Annotated in this window: 21 protein-coding genes; 13 read left to right on the plus strand and 8 right to left on the minus strand. The window is 74.4% G+C overall.

Translation table 11 applies throughout. The features are described from left to right. The 4 genes from NLX85_RS02305 to NLX85_RS02320 are packed head-to-tail and all read left to right on the plus strand — an operon-like array spanning nt 1 to nt 6,000. Nucleotides 1-1,209, plus strand: a complete 1,209-nt coding sequence (locus NLX85_RS02305) for a CehA/McbA family metallohydrolase (RefSeq protein WP_254331366.1) — start codon at nt 1-3, stop codon at nt 1,207-1,209. Beyond that, nucleotides 1,200-2,111, plus strand: a complete 912-nt coding sequence (locus tag NLX85_RS02310) for a sugar phosphate isomerase/epimerase (protein WP_254331367.1) — start codon at nt 1,200-1,202, stop codon at nt 2,109-2,111. Before NLX85_RS02305 ends, NLX85_RS02310 begins: the two co-directional genes overlap by 10 nt. Further along, complete coding sequence (locus tag NLX85_RS02315) at nt 2,108-3,253, plus strand: Gfo/Idh/MocA family protein (protein ID WP_254331368.1); 1,146 nt, start codon at nt 2,108-2,110, stop codon at nt 3,251-3,253. The genes NLX85_RS02310 and NLX85_RS02315 overlap by 4 nt, the downstream gene beginning before the upstream one ends. Next, complete coding sequence (locus NLX85_RS02320; protein WP_254331369.1) at nt 3,253-6,000, plus strand: glycoside hydrolase family 38 C-terminal domain-containing protein; 2,748 nt, start codon at nt 3,253-3,255, stop codon at nt 5,998-6,000. The genes NLX85_RS02315 and NLX85_RS02320 overlap by 1 nt, the downstream gene beginning before the upstream one ends. 1 nt (nt 6,001) lies before the next feature. Here NLX85_RS02320 and NLX85_RS02325 read toward each other — a convergent pair whose 3' ends face one another. Next, on the minus strand, nt 6,002-8,629 hold the full coding sequence (locus tag NLX85_RS02325; RefSeq protein WP_254331370.1) for a multicopper oxidase domain-containing protein: 2,628 nt from the start codon (nt 8,627-8,629) through the stop codon (nt 6,002-6,004). After that, the gene (locus NLX85_RS02330; RefSeq protein WP_254331371.1) at nt 8,626-9,333 is read right to left on the minus strand and encodes a metalloregulator ArsR/SmtB family transcription factor; all 708 of its coding nucleotides are present in this window, start codon (nt 9,331-9,333) and stop codon (nt 8,626-8,628) included. The genes NLX85_RS02325 and NLX85_RS02330 overlap by 4 nt, the downstream gene beginning before the upstream one ends. A gap of 126 nt (nt 9,334-9,459) precedes the next feature. On the opposite strand from NLX85_RS02330, the gene NLX85_RS02335 reads away from it, so the two are divergent. The 7 genes from NLX85_RS02335 to NLX85_RS02365 all read left to right on the plus strand — a co-directional run bounded on the left by NLX85_RS02335 (nt 9,460) and on the right by NLX85_RS02365 (nt 18,839). Further along, entirely contained in the window at nt 9,460-9,900 is a 441-nt protein-coding gene (locus NLX85_RS02335) for a hemerythrin domain-containing protein (protein ID WP_254331372.1), read from the plus strand. A 170-nt stretch (nt 9,901-10,070) separates the two neighbouring features. Next, nucleotides 10,071-13,736, plus strand: a complete 3,666-nt coding sequence (locus NLX85_RS02340) for a nitrate reductase subunit alpha (protein WP_254331373.1) — start codon at nt 10,071-10,073, stop codon at nt 13,734-13,736. Further along, nucleotides 13,736-15,433 (plus strand): nitrate reductase subunit beta, encoded by a 1,698-nt coding sequence (gene narH / locus NLX85_RS02345; RefSeq protein ID WP_254331374.1) that lies wholly within the window; start codon nt 13,736-13,738, stop codon nt 15,431-15,433. Before NLX85_RS02340 ends, narH begins: the two co-directional genes overlap by 1 nt. After that, nucleotides 15,430-16,053, plus strand: a complete 624-nt coding sequence (gene narJ / locus NLX85_RS02350; RefSeq protein ID WP_254331375.1) for a nitrate reductase molybdenum cofactor assembly chaperone — start codon at nt 15,430-15,432, stop codon at nt 16,051-16,053. Before narH ends, narJ begins: the two co-directional genes overlap by 4 nt. Then, entirely contained in the window at nt 16,050-16,811 is a 762-nt protein-coding gene (gene narI, locus NLX85_RS02355; protein WP_254331376.1) for a respiratory nitrate reductase subunit gamma, read from the plus strand. Before narJ ends, narI begins: the two co-directional genes overlap by 4 nt. Before the next feature lie 28 nt (nt 16,812-16,839). Further along, nucleotides 16,840-18,090, plus strand: coding sequence for a nitrate/nitrite transporter (locus tag NLX85_RS02360; RefSeq protein ID WP_254331377.1), 1,251 nt, complete (start codon nt 16,840-16,842; stop codon nt 18,088-18,090). Beyond that, on the plus strand, nt 18,087-18,839 hold the full coding sequence (locus NLX85_RS02365) for a DUF6544 family protein (protein WP_254331378.1): 753 nt from the start codon (nt 18,087-18,089) through the stop codon (nt 18,837-18,839). The genes NLX85_RS02360 and NLX85_RS02365 overlap by 4 nt, the downstream gene beginning before the upstream one ends. 37 nt (nt 18,840-18,876) lie before the next feature. Here the strand turns inward: NLX85_RS02365 and NLX85_RS02370 are convergent, their stop codons facing one another. Next, nucleotides 18,877-19,788: a hypothetical protein gene (locus NLX85_RS02370; protein ID WP_254331379.1), complete on the minus strand. Its 912-nt coding sequence runs from the start codon at nt 19,786-19,788 to the stop codon at nt 18,877-18,879. 212 nt (nt 19,789-20,000) lie between these two features. Here NLX85_RS02370 and NLX85_RS02375 point away from each other — a divergent pair, with 212 nt between their 5' ends. Beyond that, a complete protein-coding gene (locus NLX85_RS02375) occupies nt 20,001-20,966 on the plus strand; it encodes a zinc metalloprotease (RefSeq protein WP_254331380.1) in 966 nt (321 codons plus the stop codon). Nucleotides 20,967-21,047: 81 nt separating this feature from the next. Here the strand turns inward: NLX85_RS02375 and NLX85_RS02380 are convergent, their stop codons facing one another. Continuing rightward, nucleotides 21,048-21,431 (minus strand): DoxX family protein, encoded by a 384-nt coding sequence (locus tag NLX85_RS02380; RefSeq protein WP_254331381.1) that lies wholly within the window; start codon nt 21,429-21,431, stop codon nt 21,048-21,050. 181 nt (nt 21,432-21,612) lie between these two features. Here NLX85_RS02380 and NLX85_RS02385 point away from each other — a divergent pair, with 181 nt between their 5' ends. After that, the gene (locus NLX85_RS02385; protein WP_254331382.1) at nt 21,613-22,365 is read left to right on the plus strand and encodes a hypothetical protein; all 753 of its coding nucleotides are present in this window, start codon (nt 21,613-21,615) and stop codon (nt 22,363-22,365) included. Here the strand turns inward: NLX85_RS02385 and NLX85_RS02390 are convergent. From NLX85_RS02390 to NLX85_RS02405, 4 genes are all read right to left on the minus strand, one after another. Further along, nucleotides 22,343-22,858 (minus strand): DUF3995 domain-containing protein, encoded by a 516-nt coding sequence (locus NLX85_RS02390; protein WP_254331383.1) that lies wholly within the window; start codon nt 22,856-22,858, stop codon nt 22,343-22,345. The genes NLX85_RS02385 and NLX85_RS02390 overlap by 23 nt on opposite strands. After that, on the minus strand, nt 22,845-23,300 hold the full coding sequence (locus tag NLX85_RS02395) for a hypothetical protein (protein ID WP_254331384.1): 456 nt from the start codon (nt 23,298-23,300) through the stop codon (nt 22,845-22,847). Before NLX85_RS02395 ends, NLX85_RS02390 begins: the two co-directional genes overlap by 14 nt. Nucleotides 23,301-23,478: 178 nt before the next feature. Further along, complete coding sequence (locus NLX85_RS02400) at nt 23,479-24,474, minus strand: glycoside hydrolase family 11 protein (RefSeq protein ID WP_254331385.1); 996 nt, start codon at nt 24,472-24,474, stop codon at nt 23,479-23,481. Between the two features lie 296 nt (nt 24,475-24,770). Beyond that, on the minus strand, nt 24,771-25,736 hold the full coding sequence (locus NLX85_RS02405) for an acetylxylan esterase (RefSeq protein WP_254331386.1): 966 nt from the start codon (nt 25,734-25,736) through the stop codon (nt 24,771-24,773). Between the last annotated feature and the right edge of the window lie 30 nt (nt 25,737-25,766).

A 25,766-nucleotide genomic window follows, 5' to 3' on the forward strand; every position in this document is an offset into this window, starting at 1 on the left:
ATGGTCGTGCACCGCGGCAGGTGGACCCTGCAGGACCGCGTCGACGGCGTGCTGCGCAGCCTGCCGGTCACCGTGGCGCCCGGCACCGCCGCGCTCACCGTCCGGCTGGACTACTCCCGCGAGGCCGGGGTGCTCGACCTCGGCTGCGTCGGACCGGACGGCTTCCGCGGCTGGTCGGGCGGGGCCCGCGACGGCTACACCGTGGCCGCCGACTGGGCCACCCCCGGCTACCTGCCGGGCGAGCTGGAGCCCGGCGAATGGCAGGTGCTGCTGCGGTTGCACCGCATCCCACCCGAGGGTCTGGACTACGAGGTCACCGCCACCACCAGCACCACGCCGCAGCCCGCGCCACCCGCCCCGGCGGCGCCACCCCGTCCCGACCGCCCACCGCGCCGCGACCTGCCCGACGTCGACGGCCGGCGCTGGCTCGCCGGTGACCTGCACGCGCACACCGTGCACAGCGACGGCGCGCAGACCATCGACGAGCTGGCCGCCCTCGCCGCCGGACGTGGCCTGGACTTCCTCGCCGTCACCGACCACAACACCGTGAGCCACCACCCGTGGCTGCCGGACGCCTCCGCCCGCTACGGCATCGCCCTGCTGCCCGGCCAGGAGGTGACCACCGACCGGGGGCACGCCAACGTGTTCGGCCCGGTGGGCTGGGTCGACTTCCGCCGGCCGCCGGACGAGTGGCTCGCCGCCGCCCGGCGCGACGGCGGGCTCATGTCGGTCAACCACCCCCTCGGCGGCGACTGCGCCTGGCGCCAGCCGCTGGCCGAACGCACCCGACTCGTCGAGGTGTGGCACTCCGGCTGGTGGGACCGCACCTGGGGCGCCCCCCTGTCCTGGGCGCGGGCGTGGCGGCCGGACGTCGTGCCGATCGGCGGCAGCGACTTCCACCGCCCCGGCGACGACGCGCCGCCCGGGTCCCCCACCACCTGGGTGCTCGCCGACCGCGACACCGCACCCGGCGACGCCGTGCTGGACGCACTGCGCGGCGGCCGTACCGCCGTCTCCGCCGACCCCGGCGGGCCGCTCCTGCTGCGCGTCGGCGACGAACTGCTGGCGCTCGACGCCGACGGCGCGCTGCTGGCCTACCCGGACGGGCGGCACCGGCTGGTCCGTGGCGACCGGTGCCTGCTGCCGGCCGGCGACGGACTGCACGTCCTGGAGTCCCACCGCATGGAGGTGATCGCACTGTGCAGCTGACCGGACGCACCCGGGTGGCCGGCGCCCCCGTCAACTACGGCATCTACCGGACCACCGACGCACCCGTCGGCCCCGACGACCTGCTCGCGGCACTGGCCCGCGACGGCTACACCGGGGTGGACTCCGGCCCCATCGGCTATCTCGGCACCGGCGAGACCCTCGCGCGACGACTGGCCACCAACGGCATCGGGCTCGCCGGCGGCTGGGTCGACCTGCGCTTCGCCGACCCGGCCGGCTTCGCCGCCGACCTGGTCCAGCTCGACGCCGCGCTCGACGTGTTCACCGCCGCGCCGGCCGACGACGCCCGGTTCGCGCCCCGGCCGACCCTGGCCTGCCCCGGCAACCCGGCCCGGATGGCCCGGCCGGGAACCCCGACCGACCTGCCGTCGGCGCTGCCCGCCGCGGCCTGGCCGGACTTCGCCGCCCGGGTGCAGCAGGCCGTCGACCGGTGCCGCGACCGGGGCCTGGAACCGGTGTTCCACTACCACCTGGGCACCGACGTGGAGACCGAGGCGGAGGCCGACCGGCTGCTCGACCTGACCGACATCGCCATCTGCCTGGACACCGGGCACCTGGCGCTGGCCGGCGGCGACCCGGTGGCCGCGGTGCACCGCTGGGCCGGCCGGATCGGCCAGGTGCACCTCAAGGACGCCGACCTCGCCGCCCACGCCCGGGTCCGCGCGGCCGGCGGCGGGCTGATGGACGTGGTCGCCGCCGGCGGCTTCTGCGCGCTGGGCCGCGGCGACGTCGACCTGGCCGGGGTGCTCGCGGGCCTCGACGAGATCGGCTACACCGGCTGGCTGGTGGTCGAGCAGGACGCCCCGGAGGACGGCCGGGACCTCGACCGGATCCGCGCCGACCAGCACGCCAACCGGCGGTGGCTCGAGGAGGCGCTGGGATGACCGAGCCGGGCAAGCGGATCCGGATCGCGGTGGCCGGGCTGGGCATCATCGCCCGCGCCGTACACCTGCCCTTGCTGCAACGCCGCGGCGACCTGTTCGAGATCGTCGCGCTGGCCGACCTGTCCCCGTCCCGGGTGACCGAGCTGGGCGAGCGGTACGGCGTCGAGCCCGCCCGCCGCTACACCGACGCGACGCGGATGGTGACCGACGGCGGCTGCGACGCCGTGCTGCTGGCCACCTCCGGCTCGCACGGCGAGCTGGCCGCCCTGGCGCTGCGCGCCGGCCTGCCGGTGCTCTGCGAGAAGCCGCTGGCCTACACGCTCGCCGAGACGGCCCGGCTGGCCGAGCCCGGCGCCGGCGGCGCCGCGCTGATGGTCGGCTACATGAAGCAGTACGACCCGGCGGTGGCGGAGGCCGCCCGGCTGCTGGCGGAACTCGGCGGCGCGGAGCGGGTGCACGCCGTGGAGGTGACCGTGCTGCACGCCGGCGGCGACCGGCAGCTGCGCTTCGCCAACCTGTCCCCGGCCGCCGGCGACGTGCCGGCCGAGGAGGTGGCCCGGCTGTCCGCCGACGACCGGCGGCTGCTCGACGCCGCCGTCGGCACCGACCCGGGCGCGCGCACCCTCTACCAGATCCTGATCAACAGCATCTCGCACGACCTGTCCCTGCTGCGGCTGTTCACCGGCGCACCGGCCACCGTGGACCAGGTCGCCACCTGGCCGCTGGCTCCCGACGGCCCGGCCGAGCCGTCGGTGGAGATCAGCGGGCGGCTGCCCGGCGGCGCCCGCTACGGCATCCGGTGGCTCAACCTGCCGGACTATCCCGCCTACCGGGAGACGGTCACCCTGCACCACGCCCGCGGCTCGCTGGAGCTGGTGTTCCCCTCGCCGTACCTGCTGAACGCGCCGACCACGCTGACCGTGGTGGACGAGCACGGCGGCGGCGAGCGGCGGGCCGCGTACCGGTCGGTGACCGAGGCGTTCGAGCAGGAGCTGGTCGCGTTCCACGCGATGGTCACGGCGGGCACCGCCCCGCTGACCGGCATCGCCGAGGGCGCGGCCGACGTACGGACCAGCCAGCAGGTGGTACGCCGCTACGGTGAGCTGACCGGGGCGGCGATCGGCGGAGAGGCGGCGAGCTGATGACGCGACCGACCGAGATCATCGTGGTGCCCCACACCCACTGGGACCGGGAGTGGTACGAGCCGTTCCAGCGGTTCCGGCTGCGGCTGGTGGCGCTGCTCGACGACGTCTTCGACCGGATGGCGCACGACCCGCGGCAGCGGTTCACCCTGGACGGGCAGCTCGCCGCGGTCGACGACTACCTGGAGGTCCGCCCGGAACGGCGGGAGCAGGTGATCGAGCTGGTCCGCGCCGGCCGGCTGTCGGTGGGCCCCTGGCAGATCCTGCTCGACGAGTTCCTCTGCTCCGGCGAGAACATCGTCCGCAACCTGGAACGGGGGCTGGCCCGCAGCGCCGACCTGGGCGGCGCCATGCCGGTCGGCTACCTGCCCGACATGTTCGGCCACATCGCCCAGATGCCGCAGATCCTGGCCGGCGCCGGGCTCGCCCACGCCTGCGTGTTCCGCGGCGTGCCCGAGCGAATGCACCAGCACGCCTTCGCCTGGCAGGCGCCCGACGGCACCACCGTCCGCACCCAGTACCTGCCCGGCGGCTACGGCAACGCGGCCGGCCTCATGGACGACGCCGCGCACGTCACCCGCCGGGCCGGCGACCTCGCCGACCGGCTGGCCGGGTGGCGCCCGGCCGGCGACGACACCCCGGTCCTGGCCATGTACGGCACCGACCACGCCGCCCCGGCGCCGGACGCCCCCGACCTGCTGGCCACCGCCGACCTCGACGGCACCCGGCTACGACTGGGCACCCTGGCCGAGTACTTCGCCACCCAGCCGGCCACTGTCGACGGCCTGCCGGTGGTCCGCGGCGAACTGCGCTCGCACGCCCGGGCCAACATCCTGCCCGGCGTGATCTCCGTCCGCGCCCACCTCAAGCAGGCCATGAACCGCGCCGAGCGGCGCGTCGAGCGGTACGCCGAACCGCTCGCCGCCCTGACCCACGACGGGTCGGTGCAGCGCTTCCTCGACATGGCCTGGACCCGGCTGATCGACGCGAGCTGCCACGACTCGGTGACCGGCTGCGGCTGCGACGAGACCGCCGAGCAGGTCGCCGCCCGGCTCGCCGAGGCCGACCAGCTCGGCCGGGCGGTCTGCGACCTGGTCGGCGCGCGGCTGTCCGCCGCCGTGCCCCGGGACGGCTACCTGCTGTTCAACCCGACCCCGGCGGCCCGTACCGCCCTGGTGCGCCTGGACGTCGAGGTGCCGGCCGACGGCGGCGTGGCGCTCACCGATGCCGCCGGCCGCAGCGTGGCCGCGCAGGTCCTCGACCGGAGCCGCACGGTGCTCGCCGACGACGTGGTGCCGGCGGCCGACCTGCCGGCCGTGCTCACCCGGGTGCACGGCCGGGAGCTCTACGGCCAGGAGGTCACCGCCTGGTCGGTGTCACCCGACGAGGCCACCCTCACCTTCGAGGTGGCCCGGCACGGCGACCCGGCCTTCGACGTGGCGGACGTGCAACTGGCGCTCGCCGCCGCCGGGCCGGCCGACCGGTGGCGGGTACGGATCCTCGCCGGTCCCCGGGCCACCGTCGCCGCGCTCGTCGACGTGCCACCGCTCGGGCACGCCGCGGTCCGCCCGGCGCCGCTCCCGGCGACCGCGACGCCCGCGTCCGACCCGGTCACGGTGGCCGGCCGCGGCCTCGACAACGGCCTGCTCCGGGTCGAGGTCGCCGAGGACGGCACCCTGGCGCTGTCCACCCCGGACGGGGTGACCGTGGACGGGGTGGGCCGGATCGTCGACGGCGGCGACGTGGGCGACAGCTACAACTACGCCCCGCCGGCCGCCGACGAACTGGTCGACAAGCCACGGGCGGTGCGGACCGTGGTGCGCCACGACGGCCCGCTCGTGGCCATCCTCGACGTGGTGCGCGAGTACCGGTGGCCGGTCGCCGCGGACGTCGACGCCGGCTCCCGCGCCGTGGACCGCGAGCCGATCACCGTGACCACCCGGGTCGAGCTGCGCCGCGGCGAGCCCTTCGTCCGGCTGCGCGTCGAGTTCGACAACCGCTGCGACGACCACCGGGTCCGGCTGCACCTGCCGCTGCCGTCACCGGCCGACACCTCGTACGCCGAGGGCCAGTTCGCCGTCGTGGCGCGCGGCCTGACCGCGGAGGGCGGTGGCGGTGAGGTGCCGCTGCCCACCTTCCCGGCCAACGGGTTCGTCGCCGCCGGCGGTCCGGACGGGGCGCTCGCCGTGCTGCTGACCCAGCCCACCGAGTACGAGCTGACCGACTCCGGCCGCGAGCTGGCGGTCACCGTGCTGCGGTCGATCGGGATGCTGTCGCGCAACCGGCACGCCCTGCGCGACGAGCCGGCCGGGCCGCAGCTACCGACGCCCGAGGCGCAGTGCCGCGGCGCCCGCAGCGTCGAGCTGGCGGTGCTGCCCTATCGGGGGGCCTGGCACGAGGCCGGGGTGCTGGCGGCGGCCGAGGCGTACCGGCACGAGCTGTTGGCATTCCCCGGCACCGCCGACCCGGACGCCGCGCTGCCCGCGCCGGCGGTCGGGCTCTCCGTGGACGGGGCCGGCGTCGCGCTGACCAGCGTCCGGGACCGGGCCGGCCGCACCGAGGTGCGGCTGGTGGCCCAGACCCCGGCGGACACCACGGCCGTGCTGGGCGGCGCGACCGTCCGGGGCGCATGGCGGGCCGACCTGCTCGGCCGGGCCGGCGAGCCGCTCGCGGTCGGCGGCGACGGGCTGGTCCGGCTGCCGCTGCGGGCCTGGGAGATCGCCACGGTGCAACTCGACAGGTCCTGACTCACCGCACCTCGAACAGGCCGCGGGCGCCGCGCTCGGCGTCGACCATCACGTGGCTGACGAAGGGGTAGTGCCCGGCGGCGGGGAACGTCAGCTCGACGAACCCCCCGGCCGCCGGGCCGAGCTGGAGCGCCTGGGCGCCGCCCGGGTCCGCCGGCCGGCTCTCCCAGCGGCCCTCGCGGTAGACGGTGTCGAACTGGGCACCCACCACGTGGAAGGAGCTGTCCCGGTTGGGCCCGGCGTCGAGCAGCCAGACGCGCACCCGTTCAGCGGTCCGGGCGGGCAGCGGCCGGTGGGCGTACTGGGCGACGTAGCCGTTGAAGACGACCGCGTCGGGCCGCTCGGCCTGCATCTTGGCGAGGTCGCCGGGCTCCCCGTCCGGACCCAGGTACAGCTCGGACTGCACGAGGACGTACTCGCGGTCGACCGGCGGCAGGTCGGGCGGGTCGATGATGACCGCTCCGTACATGCCGTTGCCGATGTGGTGCAGCATCGGCATGGTCGAGCAGTGGTACATCCAGATGCCGGCGCGGGTGGCGGTGAACCGGTAGGTGAGGCGCTGCCCCGGGTCGATGGGGCGCATCACCTCGTCGGGGGCGACGGCGCCGGCGTGGAAGTCGATGCCGTGGTCCACGGTGCCGTCGTTGACCAGGGTGATCTCGAAGGTGTCGCCGACCCGGCCGCGCAGCACCGGGCCGGGCACGGTGCCGTCGAAGGTCCACAGCCGCTGCCGTACGCCCGGCGCGACGTCCCGCTGGACCTCCCTGACGTGCAGCTCGCGCCGGTGCAGCCGGCCGGGTGGGACGGCCGGCGCGGCGGCGTCGCGGGCGGTGAACGCGGGCCCGGGGTCGGCCATCGCGTCGAAATGCGGCGTGGCCGCGGCGGGCGCGCCGGCGGAAGGGTCCGCTGCCACCGGTCCGGTGGGGACGATCCGGAGGGTCATGCCGCTCTGCCGGTGACCGGGCAGTGAACACCAGCCCTGGACCACCGCCCCGATGACGCCCGCGTCGAGCCGGGCGGTGCCGCCCGTCGCGACCCGTGCGGTCCTCGCCCCGGAGTCGAGGACGAGGTCGTGCCGGCGGTGGTCCCGGTTGGTCAGCTCGATGACCAGCCGGTCGCCCGGTGACACGTCGATCCGGTCGGGGTGGAAGCGCATCCCGTCGGCGACCACGGCGACCGTGGTGGTGTGCCCGGTGGGCGTGACGCCGGTCGCGGCGGCCGGGACCGGCGCGCCGTCGGAGGCGCTCTGCGCGGCGACCCCGGCGACGACCGCGACGAGGACGAGGGCGAGACCGGCGGCGACCCCGCGGAAGGGCCGGGCGCCGGCGGCCTCGCGGAGGGTGCGGGGATCGGCGGCCTCGGGGTGCGCGGCGCGGTCCGGGCTGCGGGCGGTGAGCAGGATCCGGGCCGCCGGCACGAGGAACTGCACCAGCGCGGCGAGGATCAGCAGCGAGGTGGTGATGCGGACGAAGGGTGGGCCGGGCAGGACGAAGACCGCGAGGGCGGCGTTGGCCGTCACGACCCGTTGCGCACCGTGCCGTTGCAGCAGGGCGGTGCGGCGGCGCACGGGCCCGGGTCCGCCGCCGAGCGCCATGGGCAGCAGGTGGCTCAGCGACCCGACGAGGACCTGCGCGACGAAACCGACGAGCAGGGGCAGCAGCACGGCGTCGAACCGGTCGGCGGCGGCGTTCGGATTGCCGGCGGACAGCAGCGTCACGGCGTCCACGGCGAGGGCGACCAGGAGCCAGCCGGAGGCCGCCGCGAGGGACCAGCCGGCGAAGGTGTCCGGTGGCCGGCGGCGCGCGACGGCCAGCGCGGGCCGCAGGGCGAGCAGCGCGGCGAGCACGAACAGGGCCAGCCCGGCCGCGGCGACGACGCGCCACCAGGCGAGCACGCCGACGCCGAGCAGGAGCAGACCGGCCACCGCCGGCGGGAGCGCGACGGTGGCGGCCCGGACCGCCCCGTCGGCCATCCGGGCGCGCAGCACGGTGGGCCAGAGGGTCAGCAGGGTGCCGAGGACGGTCAGCGTCACCCAGCCGAGCACGTTGACGTGCGCGTGGAACAGCAGCAGCCGGGGGCGCAGCGCGTCGTCGACCACCAGCATCCAGGCGCCGACCGGCACGCCGGCGAGCAGGGCGACGGCCGCCGCCAGGTAGTAGTGGACGGTGACGGCGAAGCGGGCCGGGAGGGCGCGCCGGAGCCGCCGGGCGAGGCCGGCGAGGTGCGCGGCGACCGCGGCGAAGACCAGCGCGGCGCCGCCCACGCCCAGCCACGGCCGGTCCGCCGTCCCGCCGGCGAGGACCGCCAGCACCCCCGCGTTGAGAACGCCGAGCCGGGCCGCCTCGGCGCGGCGACGGTCGGGAGCCGGGGAGCGCAGCACCGCCGCCGCGAAGTGGGCGCTCCACACCAGGACGGCGTTGCTGACCGCGCCGAGCAGCAGCAGGTGGATCGCCGTCCACCGCCAGGCCGGCAGCAACGGATGGGCGAGGCCCAGCACGACGAGCCCCGCGAGGTAGCCCAGCGGCAGCGCCGCGACCCTGCGGTGCCAGCCGGCCCGCCCGGTCGGCGTCCCCCCGGCGGCCGGCGGAGCGGAGCCCTCCGGCAACGCCCGGGCCGGCCCGGGGTTCATGCCGGTACGTCGGCGGTGGCCGGCAGGGTCAGCCGGACCACGCAGGCGTCGGGCGCGCCGAACGGCTCCAGCACCGCGCCGGCCGGCGGGGCGCCGGCCTGGTCGAGCACGCCGCGGACCACGCCGACGTGCAGCGCGCAGATCGCGTCGGGGTTGCGGTTGACCAGCTCCAGGAAGGGACAGGTGTGCAGGCGTACCTCGGTCGTCCCGTCGGCCGTCTCGTGCCGGCGGGGGTTGAAGCCCAGCCCGCGCAGCACGTCGAGCAGGGTGTCGACCGGGTTCCCGCCGGGGGGCGTGGCGGCGGCGAGGTGGCGTCCCCACTGGTGGCCGGCGCGGGTGGCCTCCGCCCGCGCGTCGCCGGGGTCGCGGCGGGACAGGTGGTCCAGCAGCGCGGCGGCGAGCGCCCGGTACGGCGCCGGGGCGGGGGCTTCGGTCGTGGCCGCCCGGTAGCGCCACGCCGGTCGGCCCGGCTGCCCGCCGCTGGCCCGCGCCTTGGCCAGCAGCCCGGCGTCGACCAGCCGGTCGAGGTGGGCGCGGGCGGTCGACGGGTGCAGCCCGGTCCGCTCCACCACGTCGGCGATGGTTGCGCCGGCGCCCGCGGTGCGCACGATCTCCAGGATCGAGGCCCGGCTCGCGGTGCCCAGCGCCCGGTGGCGGTGCAGGTCGATGGTCTCGCCGGTCGGCCCGGTTCTCGGGGTTTCCACGCTAGGCAACGTTACAACGTCGTTTGACCACAAAACCCGGCGCCCTGCCCCCCGCCGGGCCGTTCGGCCCTGCCCGCGGCGGTTACCGGGCCGCAGGCTGGAACCGTCACCAACGGAGGAGGAGCCGTGTGCAACTACTGCGGCTGTCGTGAGTTTCCCCTGATCGGCCGGCTCTCCGGCGAGCACGAGGCGATCACGGACGCCGCCGGCCGGCTGCGCTCGGCGGTACGCGGCGGCGGCGCCGACCCCCTGGTCGCGCTCGACGCCCTGCTCGCCCTGCTCCTGCCGCACACCAAGACGGAGGAGGACGGCCTCTTCGCGGAACTGCGTGCCGAGGGCAGCCTGGCCGAGGCGGTGCGGCGGCTCTGCGCCGAACACGACGACATCCACGGCGTGCTCGGCGCCGTCGACCGGGCCGCCCCGGACTGGCCGCCGGTGCTGGCCGCCCTCGACCGGCTGCACCGGCACGTCGACAACGAGGAGCACGGCCTCTTCCCCGCCGCGGTGATCGCGCTGCCGATCCCGGCCTGGGACCGGATCACCCCGACCGCCGACGCCGCCCGGTGAACCGTCCGGGGCGGCGGGTGCCGGGCCCGCCGATGATCTCGGGACCTTCGGCCCGGTTCGGCGGCGGTATCGCCCCGGCAGGATGACCGCGACGCCCCACTCCGGTTGCGCCCCGGCGCACCTGCCGAGAACGTAGGGCAACGGCAGAAGCTATCGAAGGAATGAGGCGTATGTCGCGAGCGACCGAGAGTGCGGAGCGGGCGCTGCTGGCGGTGGGCGGCCTGGTGCGCCGGGCCGAGGTGTCCGCCGACGGCCGGACGCTGCACCAGATCGGCGGCCGGGAGGCGGACGCCTTCTACCGGGACCGCTGGTCCTACGACAAGGTCGTGCGGTCCACGCACGGGGTCAACTGCACGGGCTCGTGCTCCTGGAAGGTGTACGTCAAGGACGGCATCATCACCTGGGAGCAGCAGCAGACCGACTACCCGAGCGTCGGGCCGGACCGGCCGGAGTACGAGCCGCGCGGCTGCCCCCGGGGCGCCGCCTTCTCCTGGTACACCTACTCCCCCACCCGGGTGCGCTACCCGTACGCGCGGGGCGTGCTGGTGGAGATGTACCGGGAGGCCAAGGGCCGCCTCGGCGACCCGGTGGCCGCGTGGGCGGACATCCAGGCCGACCCGGAACGCCGCCGCCGCTACCAGAAGGCGCGCGGCAAGGGCGGCCTGGTGCGGATCACCTGGGACGAGGCGCAGGAGATGATCGCCGCCGCCCACGTGCACACGATCGGCGCGTACGGCCCGGACCGGATCGCTGGCTTCTCCCCCATCCCGGCCATGTCGATGGTGTCGCACGCCGTGGGCGCGCGGTTCGTGTCGCTGCTCGGCGGGTCGATGCTGTCCTTCTACGACTGGTACGCCGACCTGCCCGTGGCCTCCCCGCAGGTGTTCGGGGACCAGACCGACGTGCCCGAGTCCGGCGACTGGTGGGACGCCTCCTACCTCGTCATGTGGGGCTCCAACGTCCCGGTGACCCGTACCCCGGACGCGCACTGGATGGCCGAGGCGCGCTACCGCGGGCAGAAGGTCGTGGTGGTCAGCCCCGACTTCGCCGACAACGTGAAGTTCGCCGACGAGTGGATGCCCGCCCAGCCCGGCACCGACGGCGCCCTCGCCATGGCGATGGGGCACGTCGTGCTCAAGGAGTTCTTCGTCGACCGGCGCACCCCGCGGTTCGTGGACTACGTGCGCCGCTTCACCGACCTGCCGTTCCTGGTGACCCTGGAGCCGGGCGCGGACGGCGCCTACCGGCCGGGCAAGTTCCTCACCGCGGCGGACCTCGGCGAGACCGGGAAGGAGTCGGCCTTCAAGACGGTGCTCTGGGACTCCGCCACCGACGCCCCGGCCGTGCCGCGCGGCAGCCTCGGCCACCGGTGGGGCGAGCAGGACGGCCAGTGGAACCTCGACCTCGGCGACCTGGAGCCGGCGCTGACCTGCCTCGGTGCCGGCGCGACGGTCGAGGTGGAGCTGCCCCGCTTCGACACCGACACCCCGGAGGTGCTGCGTCGTGGCGTGCCGACCCGGACGGTGGACGGCCAGCTGGTGACAAGCGTGTTCGACCTGCTGCTCGCCCAGTACGGGGTGGCCCGCGACGGACTGCCCGGCCAGTGGCCGACCGGATACGACGACGTCGCGACGCCGTACACGCCGGCCTGGCAGGAGCCGATCACCGGGGTGCCCGCGGCACAGGTGACCCGGGTGGCCCGGGAGTTCGCCGACAATGCCGAGCGCTCCGGCGGCCGGTCGATGATCCTGCTCGGCGCCGGCACGAACCACTGGTTCCACTCCGACGCCACCTACCGCGCGATCCTGGCCCTGGTGACGCTCACCGGCTGCCAGGGGGTCAACGGTGGCGGCTGGGCGCACTACGTCGGGCAGGAGAAGTGCCGGCCGGTGACCGGCTGGCAGCAGCTCGCGTTCGGGCTGGACTGGGTGCGCCCGCCACGGCAGATGATCGGCACCGCCTTCTGGTACGTGCACACCGACCAGTGGCGCTACGACACGTACTCGGCGGACGTGGTGGCCTCGCCGACCGGCACGGGCGCCTTCGCCGGGAAGCACACCATGGACCTGCTGGCCCAGTCGGCCCGCTCGGGCTGGATGCCGTCCATGCCGACCTTCGACCGCAGCCCGCTGGACCTGGCCGACGAGGCCCTGGCGGCCCGTCCGGACGACCCGGCCGGCTGGGTGGCCGAGCAGGTCGGGGCGGGGCGGGTGCGCTTCGCCTGCACCGACCCGGACGCGCCGGAGAACTGGCCGCGGGTGCTCACCGTGTGGCGGGCCAACCTGCTCGGCTCGTCGGCCAAGGGCAACGAGTACTTCCTGCGCCACCTGCTCGGCACCGACGCCAACCTGCGCGCGTCGGAGGCGCCGGAGGAACTGCGGCCCCGGGACGTGACCTGGCGGGACGAGGCGCCCGAGGGCAAGCTGGACCTGCTCCTGTCGCTGGACTTCCGGATGACCTCCACGACGCTCTTCTCCGACATCGTGCTGCCCGCCGCCACCTGGTACGAGAAGCACGACCTGAGCAGCACGGACATGCACCCGTTCGTGCACGCGTTCACCCCGGCCATCAACCCGCCGTGGCAGACCCGGACCGACTTCCAGGCGTTCCACGGCATCGCCAAGGCGTTCTCCGCGCTGGCCGCCACGCACCTGGGCGTCCGCAAGGACCTGGTCGCGGCGCCGCTGCTGCACGACACGCCGGACGCCATGGCCACCCCGCACGGCCGGGTGCGCGACTGGGCGGTGACCGGTGAGCCGCCGGTGCCCGGCCGCACCATGCCGAAGCTGCTGGTGGTGGAGCGGGACTACGGCGCGGTCGCCGACCGGATGGCGGCCCTCGGGCCGCTCATGGACACCCTGGGCACCACCGGCAAGGGGGTGGCGGTCGACGTCCGCCCCGAGGTGGCGTACCTGCGCGGCAAGAACGGCGAGGTGCGCGGCGGGACCGCCGCCGGGCGGCCGTCGCTGGCCACCGACGTGCACGCCTGCGAGGCGATCCTCGCCCTCTCCGGCACCACCAACGGCCGGGTGGCCACCGCCGGCTTCCACGACGTGGAGAAGCGCACCGGGGTACGCCTGGCCGACCTGGCCGCCGAGCACGAGGGCAAGCAGATCACCTTCGCCGACACCCAGGCCCGCCCGGTGCCGGTGATCACCAGTCCGGAGTGGTCGGGCAGCGAGCACGGCGGCCGCCGCTACTCGCCGTTCACCATCAACACCGAGCGGCTCAAGCCCTGGCACACGTTGACCGGCCGGCAGCACTTCTTCCTCGACCACGACTGGATGCACGAGGCGGGCGAGGCGCTGCCGATCTTCCGCCCGCCGCTGGACATGCACCGGCTCTTCGGCGAGCCGCGGCTGGGCCGCAACGGGGAGCTGGAGATCACCGTCCGGTACCTCACCCCGCACTCGAAGTGGTCCATCCACTCCGAGTACCAGGACAACCTGATCATGCTGACGCTGTCCCGCGGCGGGCCGACGATGTGGATGAGCGAGGCCGACGCGGCGAAGATCGGCGTGCGGGACAACGACTGGATCGAGGCGGTCAACCGCAACGGCGTGGTGGTCTGCCGGGCCGTGGTGACGCACAAGATGCCCGAGGGCACGGTCTACATGTACCACGCCCAGGAGCGGGTGATCGACGTGCCGAAGGCCGAGGTCAACGGCCGGCGCGGCGGCATCCACAACTCGCTGACCCGGCTGCTGGTCAAGCCCACCCACCTGATCGGCGGGTACGCGCAGCTGTCCTTCGCGTTCAACTACCTCGGCCCCACCGGCAACCAGCGCGACGAGGTCACCGTGATCCGCCGCCGCTCCCAGGAGGTGCAGTACTGATGCGGGTCATGGCGCAGGTCGCGATGGTCATGAACCTCGACAAGTGCATCGGCTGCCACACCTGCTCGGTCACCTGCAAGCAGGCGTGGACGAACCGGTCCGGCGTCGAGTACGTCTGGTTCAACAACGTGGAGACCCGCCCCGGGCAGGGCTACCCCCGCACGTACGAGGACCAGGACCGGTGGCAGGGCGGCTGGACGCGGACGCGCTCCGGCCGGCTCAAGCCCCGCTCGGGCGGCCGGGTGAAGAAGCTGTTCAGCATCTTCGCCAACCCGAAGCTGCCGTCCATGCAGGACTACTACGAGCCCTGGACGTACGACTACGAGCACCTGCTGACCGCGCCGGCCGGCGACGACATCCCGGTGGCCCGGCCGAAGTCGCTGCTCACCGGCCAGGACACGAAGATCACCTGGAGTGCCAACTGGGACGACTCGCTCGCCGGCGGCAACGAGATCGCCGCCGGGGACCCGGTGCTCGCCAAGGTCTCCGACCAGGTGAAGCAGGAGTTCGAGAAGACGTTCATGTTCTTCCTGCCGCGCATCTGCGAGCACTGCCTCAACCCGTCGTGCGCGGCCTCCTGCCCGTCCGGGGCGATCTACAAGCGGGCCGAGGACGGCATCGTGCTCGTCGACCAGGACCGCTGCCGCGGCTGGCGGATGTGCGTCACCGGCTGCCCGTACAAGAAGGTGTACTTCAACCACCGCACCGGCAAGGCGGAGAAGTGCACCTTCTGCTTCCCGCGCATCGAGATCGGCCAGCCGACCATCTGCTCCGAGACCTGCGTCGGTCGGCTGCGCTACCTCGGCCTGATGCTCTACGACGCCGACCGGGTCGCCGAGGCAGCCGCCGTCGAGGACGAGCACGACCTCTACGACGCGCAGCGGTCGGTCTTCCTCGACCCGCACGACCCGCAGGTGGTCGCCGCGGCACGCGAGGCGGGCATCCCCGACGACTGGATCGACGGGGCCCAGCGCTCGCCGATCTGGGACCTGGTCATGCGGTACGAGGTGGCGCTCCCCCTGCACCCGGAGTACCGGACCATGCCGATGGTCTGGTACATCCCGCCGCTGTCGCCGGTGGCCGACGTGCTCCGAGAGACCGGCCACGACGCGGAGGAGGCCGGCAACCTCTTCGGCGCCATCGACGCGCTGCGCATCCCCGTGGAGTACCTCGCCGAGCTGTTCACCGCGGGCGACCCGGAGCCGGTGCGCGGGGTGTTGAACCGCCTCGCCGCGATGCGCGCCTACCAGCGCCGGATCAACCTGGGCGAGGCCCGCGACGAGTCCATCGCCGCCGCCGTCGGCATGACCGGCGCCGAGATGGACGAGATGTACCGGCTGCTCGCCATCGCCAAGTACGAGCAGCGCTACGTCATCCCCGCCGCGCACGCCGAGGACGCTCACCGGCTGGAGCGGCTCGCCACCGAGTGCAGCCTCGACTACGAGGGCGGCCCGGGCATGGGCGGCGGCGGCCCGTACGGCCAGGGTCCCTTCGGGGAGTCCTCCGGCACGCCGGTGCCCGTGCAGGTGGAGACGTTCCACATGCTGCGCGACCGGCAGACCGCCGAGGGCTTCACCGATCCGGGCGACGAGCCGCGGCGGGTCAACCTGCTCAACTGGGACGGCAAGGGCAGCCCGAGAGGGCTCTTCCCGCCCCGCCGCCCCGAGTCCGACCACACCGACGGAGGTGCCCGGTGAGCCAGCCGACCTGGCGGCGGGTGGCCGCCCGCGCGGCGTCCCTGCTGCTGCGCTATCCCGACGACGAGGTGCTCGCCGCGCTGCCCACCGTGCGCGCCGCCCTCGACGGCCTGCCGGCCGAGGTGGCCGCCCCGCTGCGCGAGGTGGTCACCCACCGGGAGGCGACCGGGGCCGTCGAGCTGCGGGCCGCGTACGTGGAGCTGTTCGACTTCCGCCGCCGCTGCTGCCTGCACCTCACGTACTACACCTGCGGCGACACCCGCCGGCGCGGCGAGGCGCTCGTCGGCTTCTCCGGCGCCTACAAGCGGGCCGGGCTCGCCGTCGTCGACGGGGAACTGCCCGACTTCCTCCCCGCCGTGCTCGACCTGGCCGCCGCCGACGACGGTGGCTGGCGACTGCTGCGGGACAACCGCGTCGGCCTGGACCTGCTGGTCGAGGCGCTGGGGCGGGAGAGGTCGGTCTACCGGCACGCCGCGGTCGCCGTACGCGAGATGCTGCCGCCGGCCCAGCCGGCGGACCTCGCCGCCGCCGCCCGCCTGGCCCGCACCGGCCCGCCGGCGGAGCAGGTCGGCCTGGAACCGTTCGGACTCGTCGACACCACACCGGGAGGCCGCCGATGAACATCCTGCTGTGGGTCGTGTACCCGTACCTGGCCCTGGCCGTCCTGGTCGGTGGCCTGATCTGGCGCTACCGGTACGACAAGTTCGGCTGGACCACCCGCTCGTCCCAGCTCTACGAGAGCACGATCCTGCGGTGGGGCAGCCCGCTGTTCCACTTCGGGGTGCTGATGGTGCTGGTCGGTCACGTCGGTGGCCTGCTGGTGCCGAAGTCCTGGACCGAGGCGGTCGGCGTCACCGAGCACGCCTACCACCTGACGGCCGTGTTCGTCGGCACGGTGGCCGGGCTCTGCACGCTGATCGGGCTGGGCATCCTGATCGCCCGGCGGCGGCTGACCGGGCCGGTCTTCGCCGCCACCACCCGCAACGACAAGGCCATGTACGTGGTGCTCGCCGGGGTCATCGTGCTGGGGTTGCTGGCCACCGTGCGGGCCAACGTGGTCGGCGACGGCTACGACTACCGGGAGACCGTGTCCCCGTGGTTCCGGTCGCTGTTCTACCTCAGCCCGGACCCGGGGGTCATGGCGAACGTCCCGGTCGGCTTCCAGATCCACGTCCTGGCCGCCTTCGCGCTCTTCGCGTTCTGGCCGTTCACCCGGCTCGTCCACGCCTTCAGCGCCCCGGTCGGCTACGCCACCCGGCCGTACGTGGTCTACCGCAGCCGCGACGACCGGCCCGGCCTGCGGCCGACCCGGCCCGGCTGGGAGGGCCCGCCGCGGCTACCCACCCCGCGCGGCGACCGCAGCCGCTCGCGCCGCTGACATCACGACGACCCCACGGAGGGCAGCGATGAGTATCGCCCGTGACAGCACAGCATCCGACACCACGCCGGCGCCCGGTGCGGTCCGCGCCGGCACGGCCACCCCGGGCAGCTCGCGGGCGACGCTCCAACTCGCCCTGGCGACGCTCGGCTTCCTGGTCAACTTCTGGGCGTGGGCCCTGCTGGGTCCGCTCGGCCCTGGCATCAAGGAGCGCCTCGACCTCAGCTTCGCGGCGCAGTCGCTGCTGGTGGCCGTGCCGGTGGTGGTCGGTTCGCTGGGGCGCGTACCGGTCGGCGCCCTCACCGACCGGTACGGAGCGCGCGTGGTGTTCCCGCTGGTCACCCTCGCCACGATCGTGCCGGTGCTGACCTTGAGCGTGGTCTCCTCCTACTCCGCGCTGATCATCACGGGGTTCTTCCTCGGCATCGGAGGCACCGCCTTCGCCGTCGGGGTGCCCCTGGTCTCCGGCTGGTACCCGCCGGCGCGGCGCGGCTTCGCCATCGGTGTGTTCGGCGTCGGCATGGGCGGCACCGCGATCGCCAACTTCACCACGGTCCGGCTCGCCGACTCCTACGGCGCGCGGACGCCGTTCCTGCTCGTCGCGGCGATCCTCGCCGGCTACGCGATCCTGTCGTTCCTGCTGCTGCGCGACGCGCCGGGGCGGGCCCGCCCGACCGGGTCGGCCTGGCAGCGCCTCAGCACGGTCGGCCGGCTCACGGTCACCTGGCAGCTGTGCTTCCTGTACGCGGTGGGCTTCGGCGGGTTCGTGGCCTTCAGCGTGTACCTGCCCGCCTACCTGCGCACCGCCTACGGCCTCGACGCCGGGGACGGCGCGCTGCGTACCGCCGGGTTCGTGGTCCTCGCCGTGGCCGCCCGGCCGCTGGGCGGCTGGCTCTCCGACCGGCTGCACCCGGTGCCGGTTCTGGTGTGGTGCTTCGGCGGGGTGGCGGCCTTCGCGGTGGTCCAGGCGTTCGAGCCCGCCCTGATGCCGGTGGGGACCGTCGCGTTGCTCGGGATGGCGGTGCTGCTGGGCGCGGCCAGCGGCGCGGTGTTCGCCCTGGTCGGCAAGGTCGCACCCGCCGACCAGGTGGGTGCGGTCACGGGTCTGGTCGGCGCAGCCGGCGGCCTCGGCGGATTCGTCCCGCCGCTGGTGATGGGCTGGGTCTACGGGTCGCAGGGCTCCTACGCCATCGGCCTCATGCTGCTCTCCGACGTCGCGCTGGCCGCCGCGGTGTTCACCGCCGTGAAGATGGCCGGCCTGGCGGCGCGCGAGTCATGAGCGCCGCGGCGATGTCGGCGAGCGCGCTGGAACGCCACCTCGCGCAACCCGCCGGATCCGCCGTGTTCGGCCCGGCGGAGCTCGACGGGTTGCCCGACCCCGTCCGTCGCTACCTGCGCACGGCCATCGGTCCGGGAACACCGCTGGCGACGGCCGCCGCCCTCCGGATGCGCGGAACGATCAAGCTCGGCCGGTGGCTGCCGTTCCGCGCCACGGAACTGCTGGCCCCGCAACGCGGCTTCCGCTGGTCGGCGCGGGTGGCCGGTGTCGTCTCCGGCTCCGACTCGTACGCGGCCGGGCAGGGGCGGATGGACTGGCGGCTGCTGGGCGTGCTCCCGGTGATGCGGGCCGACGGCCCGGACGTGGCCCGCAGCGCGGCCGGTCGGGCCGCCGGGGAGGCCTGCTGGGTGCCGACCGCGCTCCTGCCCCGGTTCGGGACCCGGTGGTCGGCCGTCGACGAGCGGCACATCCGCGCCCGGACGACCATCGACGGCACCTCCTGCGACGTCGACTACACGCTCGACGAGCAGGCCCGCCCCACCCGGATCGTCCTGGACCGGTGGGGCGACCCGGACGGCACCGGCGCCTGGGGCTGGCATCCCTTCGGCTTCGAGGTCACCGCCCACGCCACCTTCGGTGGGCTCACCGTGCCCGCCGCCGGGCGGGCCGGGTGGTTCGTCGGGACCGATCGTCGGGAGCGGGGCGAGTTCTTCCGGGTCACGCTCACCGCGCTGCGGCCCGTGACCTGAGGACCGGCCGGCATCCCGCTCGCCCCGGCGCCGTCACCTACCGCGGGCGCGGCGCGGCGTTGTCGAGGTTGAGCAGTCCGGCGTCGACCACAGCCCGGCTCATCGGCCGGGTCAGCTCGGCGAGGCGGGCGCACCCGTCGGCGCCCAGCACCGCGTACGCGGGCGTGGCGAGCCGGTCGGTGGCGGCCTCGAGCCACGCGCGCTGGGCCCGCCCACCGGCGGTCAGGGTCGGCTCCTCGCCCTCGACCAACCCGCGCCCGCGCAGCCGCTCGACCGCGCCCGCCCACTGCTCGGCGCTCCAGCCCCGCGTGCGGCGCAGGAAGCGGACCGACGCCTCGCCGGACGCGGCGTGCAGCACCAGCGCCTCCAACCCGGTCAGGCCCGCCAGCACCAGGGCGGCGACGTGCCCGTCGCCGCGAAACTCCCGCAGCACCGTCTGGGCCTGCCAGAGGACCAGGTGCGGCCGCTCCGGCCAGGGCAGCGCGGCGTGGGCGGCGAACAGCGGCCGCCCCTCGGGGTACGCGGCGGCGGACTCGGCGGCGCGGCGGGCCAGTTCGGCGGCCTCGGCCATCTCCGGGCCGTGCACCAGGTCGCCGAGCGCTCGGGTCAGGGCCGCGTCGGCGGCACCCAGCCGGGCGGCCAGCACGGCGGCCGGCGTGGCCCGCTCCCAGGCGGCGGGCAGCACCCGGGCCACGAGGGCGGGGTTGAAGTTGAAGAAGGTGGCGGCCACCGGGGCCGGGCCGACCGGTCCCAGGGCGGCCGCGCGGGAGGCGAAGTAGCCGGCCGGCTCCGCGAGGCCGAGGGCCGCGTACCGCTCGTGCGCCTCCGGCACGAAGTAGATCATCGCGTGCAGGGGTTCGGTCACCCGCCAGGCGCGGCGGACGACGGCCGGGTCGAGCGCCGCCGGCTGCGGCGAGTCGGGGTCCAGCTCGTCCGTCATGTCCGCCATGTCGCTGCCTTCCGCCGGGAACGTTACCGACGGGTAGGTTCCCATGCCGACGGCGGCCGTGTCACCTGCCGGGCAAAGGATGCCCTGTCGGGTCCTGTTGCTCAGGTCAACGACGTGGTCTCATACCGGGACGACGATGTCACCGACCTGCGCACGGCGACCCCGTCCCAGCCGCTCGGTGACTCCAATCCCCCGGCGTGAAAGGTGCAAGGATGCACAGAAGACCAACCTTCCAACTCGCGGTCCTGACCGCCACGGCGGCGACCTTCCTGGCGGCCGGCGGAGCGTCGGCGGCGGCGGGCACGACGCCGTCCTTCACCGCCTCCGCGGGCGCGGCGGCGTGTGAGCCGGGTGCCGCGGGGAACAGCGCGGCGCGCGTGGCCGAAGGCGCCACCGCACAGGAGCCGGAGCTGTACTCCAAGAACGAGGCGAACGCCTACGGCGTCATCAAGGACTCGCCGCGCCTGCCCAACGGCAGCGTCACCATCCCCACGGTCTTCCACATGGTCTCCGACCACCCGCTCACCGCGGCGGAGACGACCCGGTGGAACACCCTGATCGCGGCGCAGATGACGGTGCTCAACGACTCGTTCGGGGGCCGCACGGCGGCGGACGCCGCCGACACGCCGTTCCGCTTCTCGCTCGTCGACACCACGTGGACGGTGAACAGCGACTGGTACACCGTGGTGCCCGGCAAGAACGAGCGGGACATGAAGCAGGCGTTGTACACCGGCGACGCCCGCACCCTGAACGTGTACGCGGCCAACATCGGCGGCGGACTCCTCGGCTGGGCGTACTTCCCGAAGGGCTACAACAACGGCCGGGACTACATCGACGGCGTCGTGATGCTCGACGAGTCGATGCCGGGCGGGACGGCGGGCAAGTACGCCCTGGGTGACACCCTGACGCACGAGGTCGGGCACTGGCTCATGCTGGAGCACACCTTCGCGCACGGGTGCTCCGCCTCCGGCGACTACGTCGCGGACACCCCGCGCGAGGCGGCGCCGCAGTTCAACTGCCCGGTGGGTGCGGACACCTGCACGGCGCCCGGGCTCGACCCGATCCACAACTTCATGGACTACACGCAGGACTCCTGCATGAACATGTTCACCGCCGGACAGGCGGACCGGATGAGTGACGCCTGGGTGGCCTTCCGGGCCGGCGGCGGCAAGCAGTAACCGGTTTCCGGACGTACGAGTCGGGGTCGGCGGGCCGCGCGAGCGGCCCGCCGGCCCCGACGGCTTTCGAGGCCCGCGGGGTCAGCCGGTGAAGGACTCCGGGCCGAAGCGGCCCCACGCCACGAAGGCGGCCAGGGCGAGATAGACCAGGTCCGGCACGATGGTCGCCCGCTCGCCGCGGCGGAGGCGCATGGTCGCCGCGCCGGCGAACAGCAACGCCACGCAGGTGGCGGTCACGGGCACCAGAACCGGGGCGACGTCGGCCACGGCGGGCAGGACCAGGCCCGCGGCGGCCAGGATTTCGAGGGCTCCGATGGCCCTGAGGGCGCCGGGACTGAAGTCCAGGACCCATTCCGCGGCGTGACCCACCGAGGCGATCTTCTCCCTGGGCACGAACATCTTGCTGGTGCTGACCAGGAGGACGGCGGACAGCAGTCCGGTGACGAGCCACAGCGCGAGGTTCACGAGCATCTCCTTGAGGGTTGTCGGTCTCCGGTCCGGTCGAACATGGAGATGCCGGCGACCCGGTCCTCGTGACACGGCGGGCCTGTGGCCTGCACCACGGAGCGCGGGTGTCCGCCGCGACCGCCGCCGACGGAGCCCGCCGGGGACAACGGCCCGACCCGTCCCGCCGTATCCTCCGCCGGTGCCGTTCCTCCTCTCCTCGACCGCGACCCACCCCCGCCGCAGCGCCCTCACCGCGCCGGTACCGTTCCGGGTGGTCGCCGGGCTCGTGGCCACGCTGCTGCTCGCCGGCTGCGGCCTCGTCACCCCACCCCGCCCCGCCTCCCTGCTGCGGTTCGAGTTCGCGGCCACCACGGGCGACGGGTACATGAACCAGCTCCTGACCATCTACAACGACGGCACCCGGTTGCTCGCGCCGACCCTGGAGTTCACCGCGCTGGACGCCGCCCGGAGCCCGCTGCCGGCGGTGCAGGTCACGACGCTGTACGGCAGTGACCGCGGGCGGCTGGTCGTCCCGCCGGGCGGTGGCGTCGACGTGCTGGTCTTCGCCGGCGAGGGAGCCGAGTTGGCCGAGGACGTGGCGGTGTCCGTACGCACCGCGGAGGCGGTCGAGGCTCCGGTCGTCGACGTCGAGCCGGTGGTCACCCCGATGGACGACTCCGGCCGGGTGCTCGACCGCAACAGCCCGTTCACGGCCGTGTCGCTGCGCAACGACGACAGCGAGCCGATGAGTGTCCGGCTGGTCTACATCGTCTGGACCGAGCCGGAGGGAGACCAGCGGCAGCAGGCCGAGAAGGTCGTACCGGTGGGCGACCTGATCGTCGTCCCGCCGAAGCAGAGCACGCTGGTGCCGGTCACCGGAGCGGCACGGACCGCCGTGGCGGGGGCGGCGGGGCGCGTCCCGGCCAGCATCAAGGCGTACCTCTCCCGGTGACCCGCCGGTCGGCGGCCGTCGCGGTCCAGAACGCACCCCACAGCAGGAAGAACGGCGACCACAGCAGCAGGTCCCAGCGCGCCAGGTCCCGGGCCAGGGCCGCCTCCCCGGCGGGCGGCGGGCGCACGTCGGCCAGCAGCAGCGCGTCGCCGACGAAGCCGAACCCCAGCACCCCGATCGCCCGGGCGATCATGAAGATCCCCAGCACCCACGTGATGGCGCGCAGCAACCGACGCGGGGCTGCCGCGCCCCAGGGACGGACGGTGGCCAGCGCGACGACGACGCCGACCACGGCGGCGCCGGCCAGCACCCAGTGGCTGGCCACGAAGAGCGGATCACGTGCCAGCAACCGCTCGCGCAGCTCCGGGGGCAGCGGGTCCTTGTCGGCGAGCGCCTCGGCTCCCAGCGCCTGCGCGAGCTTCATCGACCCGTAGGCCGCCGCGCACACCGCCGCCCCGTACGGCGCGAGCCTCGCCCGTTCAGCCCGCGGCACGTCGCCTCGTCGCCGTCTCGTAGGACCGGATCATCGCCAGCAGCAGCCCGATCACGACGAGCCCGAGGATGCCGTGGTACCACCGCCAGCCGATGCCGGTGCCAACGAACCCGTCCAGGATCAGGATCCCGGCGCCGCCGCCGACCGCGAGCAGCATCCCGGCCAGCGCGAGCAGCATCAGTGCTCTCGGCAGCCGCCGACCGATGCGCGTGACAGTGGCGAGGGCGAGGCCCGCGCCCAGCACGCCGGTCGCGGCGGCGCTCCACTGTGCCGTGGCCGGGTCCAGGAAGTAGCGTTCGGCCTCCTCGGCCGGGACGGGCGGGCCGCCCGGGAACCCGAGCCGGGCCTGCAGGGCGAAGGCGGCCTTACCGGCGGCGTAACCGAGGAAGAGCACCGCCATCGCGTGAGCCGGCCAGCGATGCGGCTGCGGAGTGTCGACCATGATCGCGACGGTAGCCGGGCGCGCAGCCGCCCCCACTCCCGAAGGGAAGGGAGACCTCTCCCCCGTAGGAGGGAGCACCTTCCACCGGAGCGAGCGGGGGCCGGACGCCCGAGGCGCGGTGGGTGACGGCAGTGGGTGGGGTGCCGGCCCACCGACGGCACCCCACCCACGCGTCAGGTCAGCCGGTCGCGCAGCTCGCGGTGGGTGTCGTGTTGTTGCCGTTCTTGTAGAGCGTGATGCCGAAATTGTTCCCGTTGCCGTTGGGGCGGGCCGTGAGCGTGCCGCTGGTGCCGCTGATCGAGGCGTTCCAGCTGTTCTGCAGGGTCTGGCCGCCGTTCGTGCGGATGGTCACCACCCAGTTGCTGGTGCCGCTGACCGAGAAGGTCACGTTGAACCGGTCGCTCCACTCCTCGGCGCGGTTGACGCTGACCGTGCAGCCCCCGGAGGGCGGTGGGGTGGTGGGGCCGGGCGCCGCGCCGCCCACCGTGATGTTGGAGCTTCCGCTGCTCTGGTAGCCCTCGGTGGCCAGGATCTGGTAGTCGTGGCTGCCCAGGTTCATCCCGTAGCGGGCCCACGCGTCGAAGTGGTTGCCGGCGGTGATGGTGCCGCCCACCCGCTTCGACTGCCGGACGCTCCAGTACTGGTAGAAGGTCCGGGTGCCCTCGATGGAGGGCGCGTTGACCCGCTGGGTCCGGTAGATGTCGTACGTGCCGCCGTCGGTGGTGACGGTGCCCATGTACCCCTGGCCGCCCGGCGGCCGGTAGGTGCCCCAGCTGTCGACGATGTAGTACTCGACGAGCGGGTTCCTCGTCCACCCGTAGAGGGTCAGGTAGGCGTTTCCGGACGGGCTGAAGGTGCCGGAGTAGGTCACGGTCCGGCGCGCGCCGGGATTCCAGCCCTTGCCGGCGACGAAGTTGTTGATGTTGCTCCACTGGGTGCTGTACTGGCCGCCGCTACCCATGTTCATGGAGACGTTGCCACTGTCCTTCCAGAAGGAATAGAAGTAGCCGTTGTTGGTTCCGGTCGAGTTCGTCGTCACGGTCTCGGCGTGGGCCGGGCTGGGCAGGAGGGCCGTGGTACCGGCCGTGACCAGGGCGACGGCGCAGGCGCCGCCGATGAGCATCCTGAGGCGTCCGCGTCTGGGGATCCTCGAGCGGACGGGGGCGTCGTTCATCTACGTGCTTCCTCCTCGTGAGGGCTGGCGGAGGCCAGCAGCGGTACGACCCGGCGCGGTTCGCATCGACGGAAGTAGATAGGTCCCGCCAGCGCCAGCATCGATCGCGCCGCCGCAGGTTGTCAACAACTTCCGGAAGTCAAGCGGAAGAACCTCGTCGCGGACGAGCCCGCCAGAAAGAACGCCATCCCTGGTCAGGAACCGCGCTCAGCCGCCATCGGCCCGGGCGTCTTCACCGCATACCGAGGCAGCGACGAACCACGATCATCGGCGAGTTCCGGAAGGTTTCGAGAAGGTCAGCCGTCGAGGGCGGTCCGGAGGAAGTCGAGGGCCGCCGCGTCGTCGTCGATGCCGCCCGCCTCGTGGCCGTTGTACCGCCACACGGCCAGCTCGACCGGCCCCCGGTAGGCGTTGACCGCGGCGAAGACCGTGGACGGGGGCACGATCTCGTCCATCAGCGCGACGGAGAAGCGCGCCGGCACGCCCGCCCGCCGGGCGAAGGCGACCCCGTCGACGTAGCCGAGCGTGCGCAGCACGGCCTCCTCCCGGTCCCGGTGCACCGCCAGATAGTCCCGGATCTCCCGGTACGGGTGGGCGTCGGTGACCGTCACCGCGCGCGGGATGTCGCACAGGAACGGCACGTACGCCACGGCGGCCCGCAGGTCCGGCACCAGGGCGGCGGCGGCCAGCGCGGCCCCGCCGCCCTGGCTGTGGCCGAGCACCGCCACCCGGCCCGGGTCGACGGCGGGCAGCCGGCGGGCCGCGTCGACGGCCCGGACCGCGTCGGTGAGGAAGCGGCGGTAGTAGTACCGGCGCGGGTCCTCGATGCCCCGGGTGGCCATGCCGGGCGCCTGCGGACCGGCCCCGGCCAGGTCGGGGGTGTCGCCCCGGCTCCACCCGGAGCCCTGGCCGCGGGTGTCCATCTGGAGGTGCGCGAAGCCGGCGGCGGCCCAGAGCAGGTTCTCCAGCGGGTGGCCCCGCCCGCCGCCGTAGCCGACGTACTGCACGATCGTGGGCAGCGGGCCGGTGGCGCCGCGCGGTACGCGCAGCCAGGCCCGGACCGACTGGCCGGCGAAGCCGGGAAACGCCACGTCGAACACGTCCAGGCCGGTCAACGGGGTGTCCTGCGGGGTCACGACGAGTTCGCCGTCGCAGGCGCGAGCCTCGGCGAGCGTCTCGGCCCAGAACGCGTCGAAGTCGTCCGGTTCGCGCAGGGCGCTACGGTAGGTGCGCAGCTCAGCCTCGGGCAGGTCGGTGTACACGGTGGTCGCTCAACTCCTCGAAACGTGCGG

The sequence above is a fragment of the Micromonospora sp. A3M-1-15 genome (genome assembly GCF_024213425.1).
Classification (GTDB): Bacteria; Actinomycetota; Actinomycetes; order Mycobacteriales; family Micromonosporaceae; genus Micromonospora; species Micromonospora chersina.

Excerpts from the sequence above, each read along its gene's own strand:
- NLX85_RS02305 (WP_254331366.1), top strand. The coding sequence starts at position 1 with ATGGTCGTGCACCGCGGCAGGTGGACCCTGCAGGACCGCGTCGACGGC.
- NLX85_RS02315 (WP_254331368.1), top strand. The coding sequence starts at position 2,108 with ATGACCGAGCCGGGCAAGCGGATCCGGATCGCGGTGGCCGGGCTGGGC.
- NLX85_RS02320 (WP_254331369.1), top strand. The coding sequence starts at position 3,253 with ATGACGCGACCGACCGAGATCATCGTGGTGCCCCACACCCACTGGGAC.
- NLX85_RS02325 (WP_254331370.1), bottom strand. The coding sequence starts at position 8,629 with ATGAACCCCGGGCCGGCCCGGGCGTTGCCGGAGGGCTCCGCTCCGCCG.
- NLX85_RS02340 (WP_254331373.1), top strand. The coding sequence starts at position 10,071 with ATGTCGCGAGCGACCGAGAGTGCGGAGCGGGCGCTGCTGGCGGTGGGC.
- narH (WP_254331374.1), top strand. The coding sequence starts at position 13,736 with ATGCGGGTCATGGCGCAGGTCGCGATGGTCATGAACCTCGACAAGTGC.
- narI (WP_254331376.1), top strand. The coding sequence starts at position 16,050 with ATGAACATCCTGCTGTGGGTCGTGTACCCGTACCTGGCCCTGGCCGTC.
- NLX85_RS02360 (WP_254331377.1), top strand. The coding sequence starts at position 16,840 with ATGAGTATCGCCCGTGACAGCACAGCATCCGACACCACGCCGGCGCCC.
- NLX85_RS02365 (WP_254331378.1), top strand. The coding sequence starts at position 18,087 with ATGAGCGCCGCGGCGATGTCGGCGAGCGCGCTGGAACGCCACCTCGCG.
- NLX85_RS02370 (WP_254331379.1), bottom strand. The coding sequence starts at position 19,788 with ATGGCGGACATGACGGACGAGCTGGACCCCGACTCGCCGCAGCCGGCG.
- NLX85_RS02375 (WP_254331380.1), top strand. The coding sequence starts at position 20,001 with ATGCACAGAAGACCAACCTTCCAACTCGCGGTCCTGACCGCCACGGCG.
- NLX85_RS02395 (WP_254331384.1), bottom strand. The coding sequence starts at position 23,300 with ATGGTCGACACTCCGCAGCCGCATCGCTGGCCGGCTCACGCGATGGCG.
- NLX85_RS02400 (WP_254331385.1), bottom strand. The coding sequence starts at position 24,474 with ATGAACGACGCCCCCGTCCGCTCGAGGATCCCCAGACGCGGACGCCTC.